The sequence below is a fragment of the Streptomyces sp. NPDC003943 genome (assembly GCF_053605265.1).
This window is the reverse complement of sequence record NZ_JBSGIW010000131.1, coordinates 1-15,152: the sequence shown is the minus strand read 5'-3', so window position 1 is coordinate 15,152 and position 15,152 is coordinate 1. Positions and strand designations below refer to the sequence as shown.

13 protein-coding genes are annotated in these 15,152 nt (G+C 73.4%); 4 read left to right on the top strand and 9 right to left on the bottom strand.

Annotated elements, in window-relative coordinates:
- Positions 1-131 precede the first annotated feature (131 nt).
- The 8 genes from ACWEV0_RS33530 to ACWEV0_RS33495 form a co-directional block, all read right to left on the bottom strand.
- Positions 132-1,730, bottom strand: a complete 1,599-nt coding sequence (locus ACWEV0_RS33530; RefSeq protein ID WP_453153535.1) for an FAD-dependent monooxygenase — start codon at positions 1,728-1,730, stop codon at positions 132-134.
- Positions 1,721-2,413, bottom strand: coding sequence for a TenA family protein (locus tag ACWEV0_RS33525; RefSeq protein WP_453153534.1), 693 nt, complete (start codon positions 2,411-2,413; stop codon positions 1,721-1,723). Before ACWEV0_RS33525 ends, ACWEV0_RS33530 begins: the two co-directional genes overlap by 10 nt.
- Positions 2,414-2,516: 103 nt before the next feature.
- A complete protein-coding gene (locus tag ACWEV0_RS33520) occupies positions 2,517-3,368 on the bottom strand; it encodes an NAD(P)H-binding protein (RefSeq protein ID WP_453153533.1) in 852 nt (283 codons plus the stop codon).
- A gap of 19 nt (positions 3,369-3,387) precedes the next feature.
- A complete protein-coding gene (locus ACWEV0_RS33515) occupies positions 3,388-4,599 on the bottom strand; it encodes an FAD-dependent monooxygenase (RefSeq protein ID WP_453153531.1) in 1,212 nt (403 codons plus the stop codon).
- Positions 4,599-5,456: an LLM class flavin-dependent oxidoreductase gene (locus ACWEV0_RS33510; RefSeq protein WP_453153529.1), complete on the bottom strand. Its 858-nt coding sequence runs from the start codon at positions 5,454-5,456 to the stop codon at positions 4,599-4,601. The genes ACWEV0_RS33515 and ACWEV0_RS33510 overlap by 1 nt, the downstream gene beginning before the upstream one ends.
- Positions 5,457-5,491: 35 nt before the next feature.
- The gene (locus ACWEV0_RS33505) at positions 5,492-6,889 is read right to left on the bottom strand and encodes an FAD-dependent oxidoreductase (protein WP_453153528.1); all 1,398 of its coding nucleotides are present in this window, start codon (positions 6,887-6,889) and stop codon (positions 5,492-5,494) included.
- Positions 6,886-7,116 carry a ferredoxin gene (locus tag ACWEV0_RS33500; protein WP_453153527.1) on the bottom strand — a complete coding sequence of 77 codons (231 nt, stop codon included), beginning with the start codon at positions 7,114-7,116 and terminating at the stop codon, positions 6,886-6,888. Before ACWEV0_RS33500 ends, ACWEV0_RS33505 begins: the two co-directional genes overlap by 4 nt.
- Before the next feature lie 5 nt (positions 7,117-7,121).
- A complete protein-coding gene (locus ACWEV0_RS33495) occupies positions 7,122-8,321 on the bottom strand; it encodes a cytochrome P450 (protein WP_453153525.1) in 1,200 nt (399 codons plus the stop codon).
- Positions 8,322-8,510: 189 nt separating this feature from the next.
- On the opposite strand from ACWEV0_RS33495, the gene ACWEV0_RS33490 reads away from it, so the two are divergent.
- The 3 genes from ACWEV0_RS33490 to ACWEV0_RS33480 are packed head-to-tail and all read left to right on the top strand — an operon-like array spanning position 8,511 to position 12,072.
- Entirely contained in the window at positions 8,511-9,539 is a 1,029-nt protein-coding gene (locus ACWEV0_RS33490; RefSeq protein ID WP_453153524.1) for a methyltransferase, read from the top strand.
- A 35-nt stretch (positions 9,540-9,574) separates the two neighbouring features.
- On the top strand, positions 9,575-11,065 hold the full coding sequence (locus tag ACWEV0_RS33485) for an MFS transporter (protein WP_453153522.1): 1,491 nt from the start codon (positions 9,575-9,577) through the stop codon (positions 11,063-11,065).
- Entirely contained in the window at positions 11,062-12,072 is a 1,011-nt protein-coding gene (locus tag ACWEV0_RS33480; protein ID WP_453153520.1) for a methyltransferase, read from the top strand. The genes ACWEV0_RS33485 and ACWEV0_RS33480 overlap by 4 nt, the downstream gene beginning before the upstream one ends.
- A gap of 84 nt (positions 12,073-12,156) precedes the next feature.
- On the opposite strand, the gene ACWEV0_RS33475 is transcribed toward ACWEV0_RS33480, so the two are convergent.
- Positions 12,157-13,173, bottom strand: coding sequence for a methyltransferase (locus ACWEV0_RS33475; RefSeq protein ID WP_453153519.1), 1,017 nt, complete (start codon positions 13,171-13,173; stop codon positions 12,157-12,159).
- Positions 13,174-13,434: 261 nt separating this feature from the next.
- Here ACWEV0_RS33475 and ACWEV0_RS33470 point away from each other — a divergent pair, with 261 nt between their 5' ends.
- Positions 13,435-15,042: an FAD-dependent monooxygenase gene (locus ACWEV0_RS33470; protein WP_453153518.1), complete on the top strand. Its 1,608-nt coding sequence runs from the start codon at positions 13,435-13,437 to the stop codon at positions 15,040-15,042.
- Positions 15,043-15,152 lie beyond the last annotated feature (110 nt).

Sequence of the window (15,152 nt, the reverse complement as noted above, 5' to 3'; positions counted from 1 at the left end):
GAAAAGATATACCCGGTTAGCGGGGGTGGGATAGGGGGGGGGGGGGGCGTGGCGGGGGGCCCGGGCGGCGTGGGCCGGGCGGTCATGTGTGCGGGGGCCGGTCCCGTGCGGGACCGGCGCCCTCGTGGTGTTCAGGCGCTGACGGAGAGGACCTGGCGGAGCGCGTCGGTGAGCGCCGCCGCCGGGTCGGCGGGAAGCTCCTCGCCGCGCCACGCGACGTAGCCGTCGGGGCGGACCAGGACCGCACCGCCCTGGCCGAGGCGGTAACGGGTCGCCCACTCGGACTCGACGTCGGTCAGCTCGGCGCCGGAGGCGGCCGGGCCTACCCGGTAGGCCCGCACGGGCACCGAGGTGCCCGCCGCGGCCTGGGCCGCGGCGCTCTTCCACTCGTCGCCGGAGGGACCGGTGAGGAGGACGAACGCGTCGTGGAACAGGTCGTGCGCGCCGATGCGGCGGCCGTCGTGGTCGAGCCACAGGTGCGGCGCGCGGGTGCCGGGCCTGGCGTACTGGTCGACCTGCTCGCCGATGACGCCGGTGTGCTCCGCGCCGATCATCGCCGAGGAGCGGTAGCGCTGGGCCAGGATGCACAGCGTGGGCTCCAGCGGGTCCTCCTGCGGGGTGGGCCCGAAGCGCGACTCCTGGCTGCGCACGGTGAGGTCGGCCAGCTCCACGGCGACGGCGCGCCGCTCGTCCTCGTAGCTGTCCAGCAGGCCGTCGCCGGCCTGCCCCTTGATCACCGCGGCGAGCTTCCAGGCCAGGTTGTGGGCGTCCTGCACCGCCGAGTTGGCCCCCAGCGCGCCCGCCGGCGGCCAGACGTGCGCGGCGTCGCCGACGAGGAAGACGCGTCCGGCGCGGTAGCGGTCGGCGACCCCGACCGCCTCCTCCCAGGAGGACTTGTCGATGACCTCGACCGGGACGTCCCGGCCGATCAGGGCCTGGGCCGCGGCGGCGCACCGCTCCAGGGTGTAGTCCTCGGGGGACTCCTCGGCGGGGTCGTAGGTGAGCGCGACGCCCCAGTGGTCCGGCAGCGCGTGGGTGACGAAGCCGCCGGAGACGCCGTCGCCGCCGATGATCCAGAACAGCGCGGTCTTCTCGATCAGGTCCGACAGGTCGGCCTTGATGACGAAGGAGACGTAGGAGCGGATCGTGCCGCGCCCGGTCCGCGCGATGCCGAGGCCGTCGCGGATGGTGCCGCGGTAGCCGTCGCAGGCCACCAGGTACCCGGCCCGCACGGTGCGGCGCTCGCCCGTGCCGCGGTCCTCGATCACCGCCGTGACGCCGTCCGCGTCCTGCTCCACCGAGACGCACTGGGTGTGGTGCCGGATCTCGGCGCCGTTGGCGCGGGCGCGCTTCGCGAGGACGGGCTCCACGGTGCTCTGGTCGGCCATGCCGAACTCGCCGGCGGTGAACTCGGGCAGCGCGCGCGGGGAGTCCTGCGCCATGATCCAGTGCCACTCGGAGCTGAGGTTCTCGCAGCGGACGACGCCCGAGTCGGCGTCGAAGGGGCGGCCGGCCTCCTTGATCTCGGCTTCCAGGCCGAGCGGCCGGTAGATCTCCATCGTACGGGGGTTGATGCCGCGGGCGCGCCCCTGGACCGCCACACCGGCGTGCCGGTCGACGAGCAGCGACCTCACTCCGTGGTGCGAGAGGAAGAGAGACGTCGCCAGCCCGGCATAGCCGCCGCCGACGATCAGTACGGGCACGGTCTCGTCGTACGGGGTCACTTCCATGAATTCCTTTCCGATGTGGTGTCGGCCCGGTTCCGCGGCCGCCAGGCCGCCTCGCAGAAGGCGAGCTCGTAGCGCGCCCCGTGCAGGAAACCGTCCGCCAGGAGGGTGAGTTCGGCCTCGGGCGCGGTGGCGGCGAAGTCGTCGACGAGCGCGAGGTACGCCTCGACGTAGTCGTCGAAGCCGTCTCCCGGGCAGTACTGGTCGATCCAGTCCGTGTAGCGCGTGCCCGGCACCAGAAGTCGCCGCAGCTCGACGCAGACCTGTTGGTGGAACCAGGTCATCGGCAGCAGGCCGCCCAGCGCCGCGGCGAAGGATCCGGTCGAGACCGCGGTGAGGAAGGAGGTGTGGGCGAGCGTGGCCCCGCTGATGCCGTCGGCCCGTTCGAGGTGCGGGAACCGGTCGGCCAGCGCGTCGAGTTCGCGTGACATCCGGCTGAGCGACTCGAACGTCGCACCGGCCGCGCCCGCCAGGAGTGCCCCCTGCTCGGGGCGCTGCGCGACGGCGGCCGTACGGGCGAGGGCGCGCGCGTAGGCGGGAACGGTGAAGCGGAAGTCCTGCTCGGCGAAGTACCAGAGGGCCTCGGGCGGCAGGGTGCCGTCGCACAGGCCCGTCCAGAACGGGTGTGCGCGCACCTGCCCGAGGAGCGGCCCGGCACGCGTCAGTAACCGCTGACGCAACGTCATGCGACTCGTCCCCCTCCTGCCCCGTCGGGCGAGTTCTACCAGGCGTGGATCCCCTCGAAACTCGACCACGTCGATCGAGAACGGCTTGAGTCCCGCCGGAGCGTCAGCCCGTCTCGAACAGGTGCTTGTGGCGCGACAGCCAGGCGTCGAAACCGTTCGGTTCCCGTCCGGTCAGGCTCCGTACGGTGGGCAGCGGGAGGCCGCCTCTGCGCGGGTCGGGGTCGGCCTGGGCGTCCAGCAGTCCGGCGGCGAACCCGGCCGGCAGACCACCCGCCGCCATCGCCTCGGCCGCCGCCGCACGGGGCGCCTCGACGTATGTCAGCGGGCGGCCGAGCAGCCTGGCGACGCGGGCGGCCTGCTGGGGCGCGGTCAGCGCCTCGGGACCGGTGAGCCGGTGAACCCGGCCGCCGTGCCCGGCGGTCGTCAGACAGACGACGGCCACGGCGGCGACGTCCGCCGGGTCGACCACGGCGCGCGGAATGTGCCCGTACGTCTGGTGCACGGTCCCCTCGGCGGCGATCGAGGCGCGCCACTGGAGCACGTTCGACATGAAGGCGGTGGGGCGCAGCGCGGTGAACTCGGCGCCGGTACGGGCGAACGCCTGCTCGGCCTCCGCGTGGGCGCGGCCGTACGAGCCGAGGGCGGGCTCGTCCGCGGCGACCGAGGAGAGCTTCACGACCCGGCCGACCCGGCACCGGCGCACCTGCTCGGCGACCGCGGCCTCCTGCGCGGCGGCGTCCGGTCCGGCGGACAGCACGAAGACCCCCTCGGCCCCGTCCAGCGCGGCCCGCACGGTCTCCGGCCGTCCCAGATCCCCGACGGCGACCTCGACTCCGGGCCCGAACCGGACCCGGCCAGGGTCGCGTACGAACGCCCGGACCGCCCGGCCGCCGCTTCGCAAGCCGGCCACCACCTCGCGCCCGACGGTGCCGCCGGCACCGATCACGACGAACACGTCGACTCCTCTCTCTGTGTCACGTCGCTTCCTTCAGGGGAGTCGGGGAGAGGGCCGGGGGGTGCCAGTCGCCGACCGCGGCCAGGCCCTGTTGGCTCGCCGTGGGCGGGGTGCGGCGGAGGCGGACGTTACGGCGCAGGACGCGCCAGCGGTCTTCGGTGAGCTTGAACTCGCCCATGCGGCGGGAGGCTTCGACGATGCCCTGGGAACGCGGCCGGCGCTGCTCGTCGTACTGGGCGAGGGCGGTCGGGATGTCGGGCTCGGCGGCGAGCGCCGCGCACAGCACGGCCGCGTCCTCCAGGGCCTGGCAGGCGCCCTGCCCCAGGTCCGAGGTCATGGCGTGGGCGGCGTCGCCCAGCATCGCGACCCGTCCCGAGACGTACGAGGGCAGCGGCCGGGCCAGCTCGTAGACGTCGTGACGCAGGACGCGGCCGGCCGGGGTGGCGGCGATCAGCTCGGGCACCGGATGGTGCCAGTGGCCGAACCGGCGTCGCACTTCCGCGTGTTCGTCGGCGAACCGCAGCCCCTCCGGCGTGTTGGCGACGGCGAACCAGTAGACGCGGTCTCCGCCGAGCGGCATGCGGCCGAACTCCAGGCCGCGGCCCCAGCTGCTGCCGCCGGGCTCGGCCGCGCCGTCGACGCCCTCGGCGATGCCGCGCCAGACGCTGTGGCCGCTGTACACGGGCGGCGGAACCTGTGGCCACCGCGCGCGCCGGATCCGGCTGAACGCGCCGTCGGCGGCGACGACCAGGTCGGCGCGCACGGTCCGCTCGCCGACGGCCGTACGGTGGACGGCCTCCGCGCCGCCCTGGAGGTCGACGACGCGGGTGACCTCGGCACCGGTGCGCAGGGCGCGGTCCGGCAGGGCCGCGCGGAGCACGGCGTGCAGCTCCGGGCGGGTCAGCACGATCAGGGAGAGGCCGTGTGCGCGGAGGAACGCCGGGTCGGCGGGTGGCTGCAGGCGGCGGCCGGAGGCGAGGCGCAGACCTTCGCCGCCGGGTGCCATGACCGCCGCGCGCCGCCGTACGTCGTCGCCGACGCCGAGCAGGTCGAGCGCGCGCTGGGCGTTGGTGAGCAGCGAGATGCCCGCACCGGTCTCGCGCGGTTCGGGGGCGCGTTCCAGGACGGTCACCTGCCACCCGGTCCGGTGCAGGCCGACGGCGGCGGCCAGGCCGCCGATCCCGCCGCCCACCACGACGGCGCTGCGGCCGGTGCCGGGCATCCGCGCCATCAGCGCAGGACCGCTTCGGCGAGCAGGTCCAGGTGGTCGGGGTCGGCCGTGACCGACAGCAGGAACAGCTCGTCGCAGCCGGCCGCCGCGTAGCCGTCGGCGACCGCGCGGAGCGTCTCGCGCTCGGTGATGGCGCCCTTCGCGAGGTGCTCGGCGAGCTGGCCCATGTAGCCGTAGTACGAGAGCATGTGCGTGCGGGCGTCCTCCGCGCCGTTCGGGCCGAGCGCCGCGTAGCAGTTGGCGCCCATCCGGGGGGCGCCCTCGCGGCCCTCCTCCGCCCAGAGCTTGCGGAAGCCCTCGACCTGCTCGGCGTACCGCTGGGGCGGGCCGCCGGGCGAGATCCAGCCGATGGTGTGGCGGGCGGCGCGGCGCAGGCCGGCCGGGGAGTGGCCGCCGCCCCACAGCGGGATGTCGCCGTGGACGGGGCGGGGTCCGACGCCGGCGTGGGGTCCCTCCCCCGCCCAGAGCTGCCGCATCTCCTCGATCGTGGTGTCCAGGCGGCGGCCGCGCGTGTGGAAGTCGGTGCCGGTGGCGGCGTAGTCGTCCTCGCGCATGCCGGCGGAGACACCGACGACCAGGCGGCCGTCGGAGATCCGGTCGAGGCTGGCGAGCTGCTTGCCCAGCTCGACGGCGCTGGGCCGGTAGGCGGGCAGCAGGATGGCCGTGACCAGCTTGATCCGGGTGGTGACCGCGGCGGCGGCGGACAGCGCGACGATGCTGTCGTAACTGTCGTACACCACGCGGTCGGTGACGGTCAGGCTGCTGAAGCCGAGGCGGTCGGCCCGGCGGGCGAACTCGATCAACCGGCTGCCCTCGGCGCCGGGTACGCCGATCGGCAGGCAAACGCCGATGTCCACGGTGGTTCCTCCTCGGGTGACGGTACGGGGGTCGGTCAGTCCTCGTCGCGGTCGCCGCCGCGACGGGTGTGCATGGCGTCGGCCATCCGACGCTTCGCGGACGGGATCCGGGACGCGACGTGGAGCTGGGCGCGCAGGGCAGCGAGGGCGAGCCGGCCGAGGTACGGCCGGTGGATCAGCTGGTCGCCGCCGGTCTGGGCCCGGGAGGCGAGGACGGCCTCGAAGCCGTAGTCGATCATCCTGGTCTCGTAGGCGCGGACGGCGTCGTGGAGGCTGCTGCGGCCGTCCCGGAAGTCGGTGAGTCTGCGGGTCAGGAGGGCGGCGTCGCGCAGCGCGGTGTTGGCGCCGACGCCCTGGCCGGGCGTCATGGTGTGGATCGCGTCGCCGATGAGGGTGATGTTGCCGGTGGGCCACTGGGGCACGGGCACGGAGGTGCGGATGTTGATGGGGAAGCACGTGCTGGGGTCGGCGAGCCGGAACAGCTCGCGCAGGTTCGGGTGCCAGTCGCGGGTCATCTCACGGACGAGCTCGATCAGTTGGCGTCCGTCGCGCTTGAGCACGTCGGGCGGGAACTTGTCGGTGGCCGCCCAGAAGCCCCAGTTGACGTAGTCGCGGGTGTTGTCGAAGAGCAGGCCGGGCCACTGCCGTACCAGCTCGGCGTCGTTGCCGCCGACGCCGTTCTTGAGCAGGCCGTCCCGGTCCCACGGGAACTCCATGGTGTGCAGGATGCAGCTGTACCCCCGGGGGGCGAGGACCAGGCCGATGCCGTCGGCGACGGCCTCCGGGAGCAGGGCGCGGGACTCCGGAGTGAGCGGGAGCTTCGCGGCGATGGAGATGATGCCGGCGTCCTCGACCCGGGCGTGCGGCAGATACTGCTTGCGTACGCGGGAGCCGACGCCGTCCGCCGCCACCAGCAGGTCGCCGGTGTCCTCGCCGCCCTCGGCGAAGTACGCGGTGACCCTGCCGTCGGGGCGCTGCTCGTAGTGGGTGAACGTGCGGCCGAACCGGATGACGTCCTCCATGCCGGTGAACAGCACCTGGCGCAGCGTCATCCGGCTGACCGAGCGTTCGCCGCTCTCCTCGTCCACGGCGGGGCGCAGCGGCAGGTCGATGCTGGTGCGCAGCCGCTCGGTGAGCATGACGAAGTGGCGCGGCGGCCGGGCGCAGGTGGCCTTGAACGTCTCGTGCAGTTCGGGCGGCAGCAGCTGTTTGAGGGCCGCGCTTCCGTCGGGGCCGATCCCGACGCGGTACCCGTGCAGTCCCGCGCTTCGGGTCCGGTCCCGCTCGTAGACGACGACGTCGAACCCGGCCCGCCGCAACCCGTGCGCCAGCGCCATGCCGCCGGTGCCGGCGCCGATGACGATGACGCGGAGGGGAGCGGGGGCCGGTGTCCCGCCGGCGGCGGGCCCGGCGTGCAGCGGTTCGCTGGTCATGGGGTGGTGTCGCCCTCCTCGGCGGTGAGGCCCTCGACCTGGATGGAGCGGGTCGGGCAGCCTCGCCAGGCGCGTCGGAGTTCGTCGCGCAGGGTGTCCGGGGGCCGCCCGTCCAGGACCACGACGCGGCCCTCCTCGTCCTGGTCGAACACCTGCGGCAGCCGGTAGACGCACAGGCTGCTGGTGACACAGGTCTCCCGGTCGGCGGAGACACGCAGGGAGCCCATCGTCGTCACCAGCTCACGGGGATCTCGGCGTAGCCGGCCAGGAAGCCGCCCTCCGGCCGCTTCAGCTCCTCGCCGGGCACCGCGAGCCGCAGGCCGGGCAGGCGGCGCAGCAGGCCCTCGGTGGCCTCCTGGAGTTCCATCCGGGCCAGCGCGGCGCCGGCGCAGAAGTGGATGCCCGCGCCGAAGGTCAGGTGGTGGTTCTCCGTGCGGCGGATGTCCAGGTCGAGCGGGTTCTCGAACTCGTCGGCGTCCATGTTGGCCTCCTGGGAGAGCAGCACCGTGGAGCCCTTGGGGATGACCGTGGTGCCGTCGAGCAGCTCGATGTCCTCGACGGCGTAGCGCAGCGTGCCCAGCGAGGTGCCCATGATCTGGTAGCGCAGCAGTTCCTCGACGGCCGAGGGCACCAGCGAGAGGTCCGCCTTCAGCTCGGCGGTCACCTCGGGCCGGTGCAGCAGCACGGCCATGCCGGTGCCGAGCTGGGAGGCGGTGGTGACGTAGCCGGCGATCAGCAGGGTCTTGACCCAGTGCTGGAGCTGGTAGTCGGTCAGCTTCGCGGGGTCCTCGCGGCTGATCTCGATCAGCTCGCTGATCAGGTCGTCGCCCGGCTTCTCGCGCTTGGCGTCGATCAGCTCGGTCAGGTAGTCCCAGTACTGCCGCCGGCACTCCTCGACCTCGTCCTCGGGCAGCCGGGAGACGGACAGGAAGCCGTCGATCAGGCGGCGGAACTTCGCCCGGTCCTGCGGCGGCACGCCCAGCATGTGGCAGATCACCAGGATCGGCAGCGGGTAGGCGAACGCCTCCATCAGGTCGACCGGCTGCGGCCCCCCGGCGATCTCGTCGAGGAGCTGCTCGACGATCTCCTTGACGACCACGCGCAGCGCCTCGATCCGGCGCGCGCTGAACGCCCGCATGACGACGCCCCGTTCGATCAGATAGCGGGGCGGGTCGTTGTCGATCCTGGGATCGCCGAACAGGTCGTTGCTGGCCGAGACGCGGGAGGCCCTGCCGAAGGTGTTGCGGCTGAGCCGCTCGTCGGCGAACAGCCGCCGTACGTCCTTGTACCGGGTGACCAGCAGCGCCGGTTCGCCACTGGGCAGCGTGATCTCGAGGAGCGGCCGCTCGCGCAGCGTCGTCCAGCCCTCCGGTATGTCGGGGGCGGGAGCCCATGGAAGGGGATACCCGACGGGGCACCGGTCGCCGCTCATGTCTGAACCGCCCTCTCCTGCGCGCACTGCTCGGACCGGGCCAGCGTGCGCATCCGTCCTGGGGACCCGCTCGAAGCGCGGTCGAACGCCGCGGAAGCGGTACGGCCCGGCGCGGGTTCGAGCGAGACTCCATCGGGCGCTGCGACATTCCCCCCGGTACACCTCCGTACGGAACCCAGAGGGAGAGCAATGAGCAGTCAGATCCCGACGCAGCCGGCCACCGCGGCGGAGTACCTGCCGCTGGCCTTCGGATTCGCCCTCCACCAGATCGGCGCGACCGTGAGCAGCCTCGGCGTCCTCGCCGCGGTGCAGGACGGCCCGCGCACCGCCGAGGAGCTGATCGAGACCACCGGCGCCCACCCGCGCAGTCTGCGCCGGCTGCTGTACGCGGCCGTCCGGGCGGGAGTGCTCTCGCAGGACGCCGGCGGGTACCGGGCGACCCCGGTCGCCGAGCACTTCGGGCCGCTGTCCGACATGCACGCGGCGGCACCGGTGTGGCGGGCCTGGGAGGTGCTTGAGGAGTCGGTGCGCACCGGGCGCTCCGCGTTCGAGATCGCCAACGGCGCCCCGCTGTTCGACTACTTCGAGAAGGACGGCGAGCTGGCGGCGACCTTCCACGCCGCGATGACCGGCGGCAGTGACGTGCAGTCCCCGGCGATCGTGCGGCACTTCGACTTCACCCGGTTCCGCCACGTGGTGGACGTCGGCGGCGGCCGCGGCACCCTTCTCTCGGCCGTGCTCGGGGCCAACCCGGAGCTGCGGGGCACCGTCTTCGACACCGACAACGGACTGGCGGAGACCGCGGGCGTGCTCGCGGAGGCCGGGCTGTCGGAGCGCTGCGGCATCGCCGAGGGGTCGTTCTTCGACTCGGTGCCCGCGGGCGGTGACCTGTACCTGCTGAAGAACATCCTGCACGACTGGAACGACGAGGAGAGCGTGCGCATCCTCGGCAACATCCGCGAGGTGCTGCCCGCCGGCGGCCGCGTGGTGGTGTTCAGTTCGGTGCTGCCCGAGAACGGCGCGGACGCGGATCCGGCCGACGCGCTCGGCGCCGCCATCTCGGACATCGAGATGCTCGTGATGACCACCGGCCGGGAGCGGACGCTGGAGGAGTACCGCCGGGTGTTCGAGGCGGCCGGTCTGGAGCTCACCGCGACCACCCCGCTGCCGTGCCCGTACCAGTACCACGCGCTGGAGGCCGCCTCGGCCGCGTCCTGACCTCCACCCCCGCAAGCCCCCACCGAGAGAACCGCATGACGACTTCATCCGACTCCGTGACCCTGGCCGATCCGAGCCGCCTCGACCCGGCCCGGTGGCGGGCCGCGGTCTTCGTCCTGGTCGCGATGGCGCTGGACCTGATCGACACCTCCATCGTGGTGGTGGCCCTCCCCGGCCTCCAGCGGCAGCTGCACGCCGGCGGGGCGACCCTGCAGTGGGTGGTGGAGGCGTACACCCTCACGTTCGCGCTCAGCCTGGTGACGGCGGGGCGGATCGGCGACCTCCTGGGGCGCAAGCGCGTGCTGCTGACGGGGATCGTCGTGTTCGTCGTGGCGTCGCTGAGCTGCGGCGTCGCGCCGAACGCGGGCGTGCTGATCGCGTCCCGGGCGTTCCAGGGCTTCGGCGGCGCGCTCGTGGTCACCCAGGGGATGTCGACCTTCCAGGTGTCGTTCCCGGACCACGAGCGGTCCCGGGTCTTCGGGCTGTTCGGCGCCCTGTCCGGGCTGTCCTCGGCGCTCGGCCCGATGCTCGGCGGCCTGCTCATCAACGCCGACCTGTTCGGTCTTTCGTGGCGGCCGATCTTCCTGATCAACCTGCCGGTGGGGCTCGTCGCGCTGGCCGGCGTGGCCGGCTGCGTCCGCGACTCGCGGGCCCCGGTGGCCAGGCGGCTGGACCTCATGGGCGTGACTCTGGTGACCGCGGCCCTGCTCGCGGTGCTGTTCCCGCTGGTGCAGGGCCGCGAACTGGGCTGGCCGGCCTGGTCGTTCGTCCTGATGGCCGCTTCGGTCCCGCTCGCCGTGGGCTTCGCGCTTCACGAGCGGGCCAAGGAACGACGGGACGGCTTCGCGCTGGTGCCGCCCGCGCTGTTCGAACGGCGGACCTTCACCGTGGGTCTTGCGCTGCTGACGGTGTTCTTCGCCGCGGTGGCCGGCTTCTTCTTCCCGTTCACCTACTACCTGCAGAGCGGCCTGGGCTTCTCGCCGTTCGAGGCCGGCCTGGCGGTGATGCCGTACGCGCTCGGCGCCATGACCACGTCCGCGGTCTCCCCGCTGGCCGCCCGGCGCTTCGGCCGGGTGGTGCTGGCCGCCGGCATCGCCGTGATGACGGCCGGTACGCTCGCGCTCCTGCTGACGGTCCGGCACCTCGGACCGTCCGCCGGCACCTGGCAGCTCGCGCCGTGGCTGCTGGTCACGGGCCTCGGCATGGGCCTGGTGGCCTCGCCCCTGGTCCAGCTGGTGCTGTCCGGGGTGCCCGACCGGGACGCCGGCGCGGCGTCCGGCGTCCTCAACACCGTCAACCAGCTGGGCTCGGCGGCCGGTGTCGCCGTACTGGGCGTGCTGTTCTTCGGCCTGCTCGCCGGCCACCGCGGCTTCTCCGTCTCCTTCTCCCAGGTGCTCTGGTACGAGACGGGGCTGCTCGCGGCGGCCTTCCTGCTGGTGTTCCTGCTCCCCGCTCGCGCCGCCCGCCATCCGGCGCCGGCGGATCCCGGGCCACAGGCTCGCCCACACGAAGGAGACCCGGCATGACAGCGACCGCTTGGGACACCGGCACGGCGGCCGGCATCCTACGGCTCGGCAATCGGTTCTGCGACGCGAAGGCGCTGCTCACCGCGGTCCGACTGGACCTGTTCACCGTCCTCGACGAGGGCCCGGCCGGCGCCGACGAGCTGCGCGTGCGGCTCGGGCTGCACGGGCGGGGCCTGAGCGACTTCCTGGACCTGCTCACGGCGCTGGGCCTGCTGCACCGCGACGAGGGGCGCCGCTACCGCAACGCCGAGGGCGCCGCCCGCTTCCTGGTCTCCGGCCGGCCCGGCGCCATCGGCGGCTTCCTGCGCGGCTCGGACCTCAACCTGTACCCGGTGTACGGGCGACTGGCGGAGGCCCTGCGCACCGGCGAGCCGCAGGCGTACACCGACTACACGGGCATGCTCGACGACGCCGCGGCGACCGGCGCGTTCGTACGGATGATGGACGGGCTCACCCAGGGCCTGGGCGCCCGGCTGACCGAGGCGTACGACTTCTCCGGCCACCGCTCGGTGCTCGACGTCGGCGGCTGCCGGGGCGGACTGCTCGGCCAGCTCCTCACCGCACAGCCCGGCCTGGAAGGACACGTCTTCGACCTGCCGCAGCTGGAGCCGTTCTTCCACGAGCACATGGCCGAACTGGGCCGCACCGGACAGGCGGTGTTCCACCCCGGCGACTTCTTCCGCGACCCGCTGCCCCCGGCCGACGTCCTGATCCTGGGCCACATCCTGCACGACTGGGACCCCGCGCAGCGCCGCCACCTGCTGGGCAAGGCGTTCGACGCGGTCGGCCCCGGCGGGGCGGTCCTGATCTACGACCGGATGCTCGGCGAGCGGCAGGACGACACCGAGAACCTGGTCGCCAGCCTGAACATGCTGCTCGTCACGGACGGCGGCGCGGAGTACACCGTCGCGGAGCTGACCGCCGAGGCCCACGACGCCGGGTTCACCGGGATCACCCACCGGCCGCTCGCCGCGTTCGACACCCTGGTCGTCGCCCGCAAGCCCTGACCGCCCTGACCGCCACGACGCGGCAGCGCCCCCGGAAGCCCTTCCGGGGGCGCTGCCGCGTGCGCGTGGCGCTCCTGCCGCCCGTCAGGCCTTGTGGCAGGCCACCAGGGTGTCGTAGTCGCCGAGCGGACTGACCTCCGTACGGGCGAAGCCGGCGTGCTCGGCGTAGCCCACGATCTCCGCGGCCGGGTACTCAGAGCCGCCGTCGGTGACGAGCAGCATGTCGAGGCTGATCACCAGGTTCTCGGCGTGCTCGGGCTCGTCGTCCAGCATCCGGTCGTAGACCAGCAGGGTGCCCCCGGGGTTGACCGCGTCGAACGCCTTGTGGATCAGCAGGCTCCGCTGCGCGGGGTCCCAGTCGTGCAGGACGTGCCCGAGGATCACCACATCGGCCGAGGGCAGCGGATCGGTGAAGAAGCTGCCGCCGTGGAACTCCAGCCTGCCGCCGAGTCCGAGGTCCGCGATCAGCTCCTTGGCGAAGGGCTCCATCTCGGGCAGGTCGAAGACGCGCCCGGCGAGGTGCGGCCGGGCCCGGACGATCTGCGAGGCGAGGTTGCCCCGGGCACCGCCGACATCGAGCACCGAGGAGTGACCGGACCAGTCGTACGCCTCGATCAGCCGGGCACCGAGGACGTTGGTGAAGGCGTCCATGCTGCCGATGAACTGGCGCAGGATCTCCGGGTTCTGCGTCACCTCGTCGTAGTGGCTGCCCGACTGCTGCTTCCCGGTGCGCAGGGCCTCCTCCAGGCGGCCCCACGCCGGGTAGAGGTTGCGGCTGGAGCGCAGCAGGAAGCCGCCGATGTACTCGCCGCCGCCGCGCACCAGGTGCCGGTCGGCGCCGGGGGCGTTGCGGTAGCGGCCGCCTCGGCGCTCCAGGATCCGCAGCGCCACCAGCAGGTCGAGGAAGTCGCGCAGGCCGCGTCCGTGCAGCCCGAGCGCCTGCCTGATCCCGGCCTCGTCGGCCGACCCGTCCGGGGCGTCGTGCAGGTGGGTGAACAGGTCGAGTTCGACGGCGGTCAGCAGGGCCTTGGCGTCGCAGAACGCGTTGCCGAGGCGCAGGATCCCGGCGGCAGTGCCGACGTCCGGGGCCTTGGTCGTCATGGTGAGGACTCCTTCCTGGACGCCTGCCAGCCAGGCGCCGCACCTGTCGGCCTGAGAGGCTGTCAGCCGGGCGTGGAGCGCTCCTCGAACCTCCCTGGAGACCCGGAGCGACCGTCCGCCGGCCCGAGGGTCGCCCGCCGCCGGCCCGAGGGCGCCCGACCGCGAGGCCAGGAATCCTCGAGGCGCCGCCGGTAACTCTTTCCCCGGTCGCAGTGCGGCGGATCAACCCGGCACTGTTCGTCTGTTCATGAGGGGACACGCATGTATGACGTGAACATCCCTGTGCTGATCGTGGGAGCGGGGCCGGTCGGCCTCTCCACCGCCCTGTTCAGCGGGCGGCACGGGATCCGCACGATGGTGCTGGAGAAGCGCGACGGCACTTCGCTGCTGCCCCGCGCCCCGGGTCTCCAGGCGCGCACCCTGGAGCTGTTCCGGGCCGCCGGCATCTCCGCCGACATCCGGGCGCTGGAGATGGGCGACTCGCACCCGTACTTCGAGGGCGGCATCATCCAGGTCGACACCTTCGCCGGGATCGACGACGCCGTGGTGCTGGAGTCGCCGTCGCTGGACGGCCCGACCGTCAGCCCGGAGCGGGTGATGGGCTGCGGCCAGGACCGGTACGAGAAGGTGCTGGTGGAGAAGGCCCGGGAGTACGGCGCCGACGTGCGGTTCGGCACCAGGCTCGTGGAGTTCACCCAGGACGCGGACGGGGTGACCGCCGTCGCCGAGGAGAACGCCACCGGCCGGCGCTTCACCATCCGCGCCGACTACCTGGTGGGCGCGGACGGCGCGAACAGCAGCGTCCGCGGACACCTCGGGGTGGAGCGCGAGGGACGCGGCACCGTGTTCAACGCGCTCAGCATCTACTTCAAGGCGCCCGAGCTGGAGACCGTGCTCAAGGGCCGCAGGTTCATCCTGTGCTACGCGAACGTCAACGGCACCCTGATGGGGCTGTCCCGGCTGCACGGCTGCGACCCGTACCTGGCCGCGCCGATCTACCACCCCGAGCGCGGCGAGAAGCCGGAGGACTTCACCGACGAGCGCTGCGTCGAGATCGTCCGGACCGCGGCGGGCCGGGCGGACCTGGCGGTGGAGATCGTCGACAAGGTGCCGTGGCAGGGCGCCCAGCTGGTCGCCGAGCGGTTCCGCACCCAGCGGGTCTTCCTGGCCGGTGACGCCGCCCACCTGCACCCGCCCGCGGGCGGCTTCGGCGCCAACACGGGCATCCACGACGCCCACAACCTGGCCTGGAAGCTGGCGGCCGTGCTCAAGGGCTGGGCGGGCGACCCGCTGCTCGACAGCTACCACGACGAGCGGCACGCGGTCGGTTCGGCGATGGCCGCGCAGGCGATGGTCCGCAACCGGATCCGGCACGGCCACGCCACCGAGCAGGACCGCGCGGAGATGGTGGACGACATCATCATCACGCTCGGCTACCGGTACACGTCGCCGTCGATCGTCAGCGACACCGCCGGCCCGGTGCTCACGCCGCAGCTGCGGCTCACCGGAGAGCCCGGCACCCGCGCCCCGCACGTCTGGATCGAGCGCGACGGCGGGATCGTCTCCACGATCGATCTGTTCTGGGACGCGTACGTCCTGCTCACCGACGACGCCGGGACCCCCTGGGCCGATGCGGCCGTCGCGGCGGCCGAGCGGCTCGGCGTGCCGCTGCGGGTGCACCGCGTCGGCCCGGAGAGCGAGCTGCGGCCGAAGGACCGTGACTGGGCCGAGGCGTACGGGGTCGGCACCGGCGGTGCGGTGCTGGTCCGCCCGGACGCCTTCGTCGCCTGGCGTGCCACCGGCCCGGGCGGCGCGGACGCCGAGCAGGTGCTCGACGACGTGCTGGGCAGGTCGGCCGGGCTGCGCTGACCGCACCACGAGGGGCCCGCTCCGGATCTTCCGGGGCGGGGGCCCCGGCGGGGGGGGGCTCAGTGGCGCGGCGGGGGGCCCCCCGGCCCCCCCGGGTGCCCGGCCCCACG

Excerpts from the sequence above, each read along its gene's own strand:
- ACWEV0_RS33530 (WP_453153535.1), bottom strand. The coding sequence starts at position 1,730 with ATGGAAGTGACCCCGTACGACGAGACCGTGCCCGTACTGATCGTCGGC.
- ACWEV0_RS33525 (WP_453153534.1), bottom strand. The coding sequence starts at position 2,413 with ATGACGTTGCGTCAGCGGTTACTGACGCGTGCCGGGCCGCTCCTCGGG.
- ACWEV0_RS33515 (WP_453153531.1), bottom strand. The coding sequence starts at position 4,599 with ATGGCGCGGATGCCCGGCACCGGCCGCAGCGCCGTCGTGGTGGGCGGC.
- ACWEV0_RS33505 (WP_453153528.1), bottom strand. The coding sequence starts at position 6,889 with ATGACCAGCGAACCGCTGCACGCCGGGCCCGCCGCCGGCGGGACACCG.
- ACWEV0_RS33500 (WP_453153527.1), bottom strand. The coding sequence starts at position 7,116 with ATGGGCTCCCTGCGTGTCTCCGCCGACCGGGAGACCTGTGTCACCAGC.
- ACWEV0_RS33495 (WP_453153525.1), bottom strand. The coding sequence starts at position 8,321 with ATGAGCGGCGACCGGTGCCCCGTCGGGTATCCCCTTCCATGGGCTCCC.
- ACWEV0_RS33490 (WP_453153524.1), top strand. The coding sequence starts at position 8,511 with ATGAGCAGTCAGATCCCGACGCAGCCGGCCACCGCGGCGGAGTACCTG.
- ACWEV0_RS33485 (WP_453153522.1), top strand. The coding sequence starts at position 9,575 with ATGACGACTTCATCCGACTCCGTGACCCTGGCCGATCCGAGCCGCCTC.
- ACWEV0_RS33480 (WP_453153520.1), top strand. The coding sequence starts at position 11,062 with ATGACAGCGACCGCTTGGGACACCGGCACGGCGGCCGGCATCCTACGG.
- ACWEV0_RS33475 (WP_453153519.1), bottom strand. The coding sequence starts at position 13,173 with ATGACGACCAAGGCCCCGGACGTCGGCACTGCCGCCGGGATCCTGCGC.
- ACWEV0_RS33470 (WP_453153518.1), top strand. The coding sequence starts at position 13,435 with ATGTATGACGTGAACATCCCTGTGCTGATCGTGGGAGCGGGGCCGGTC.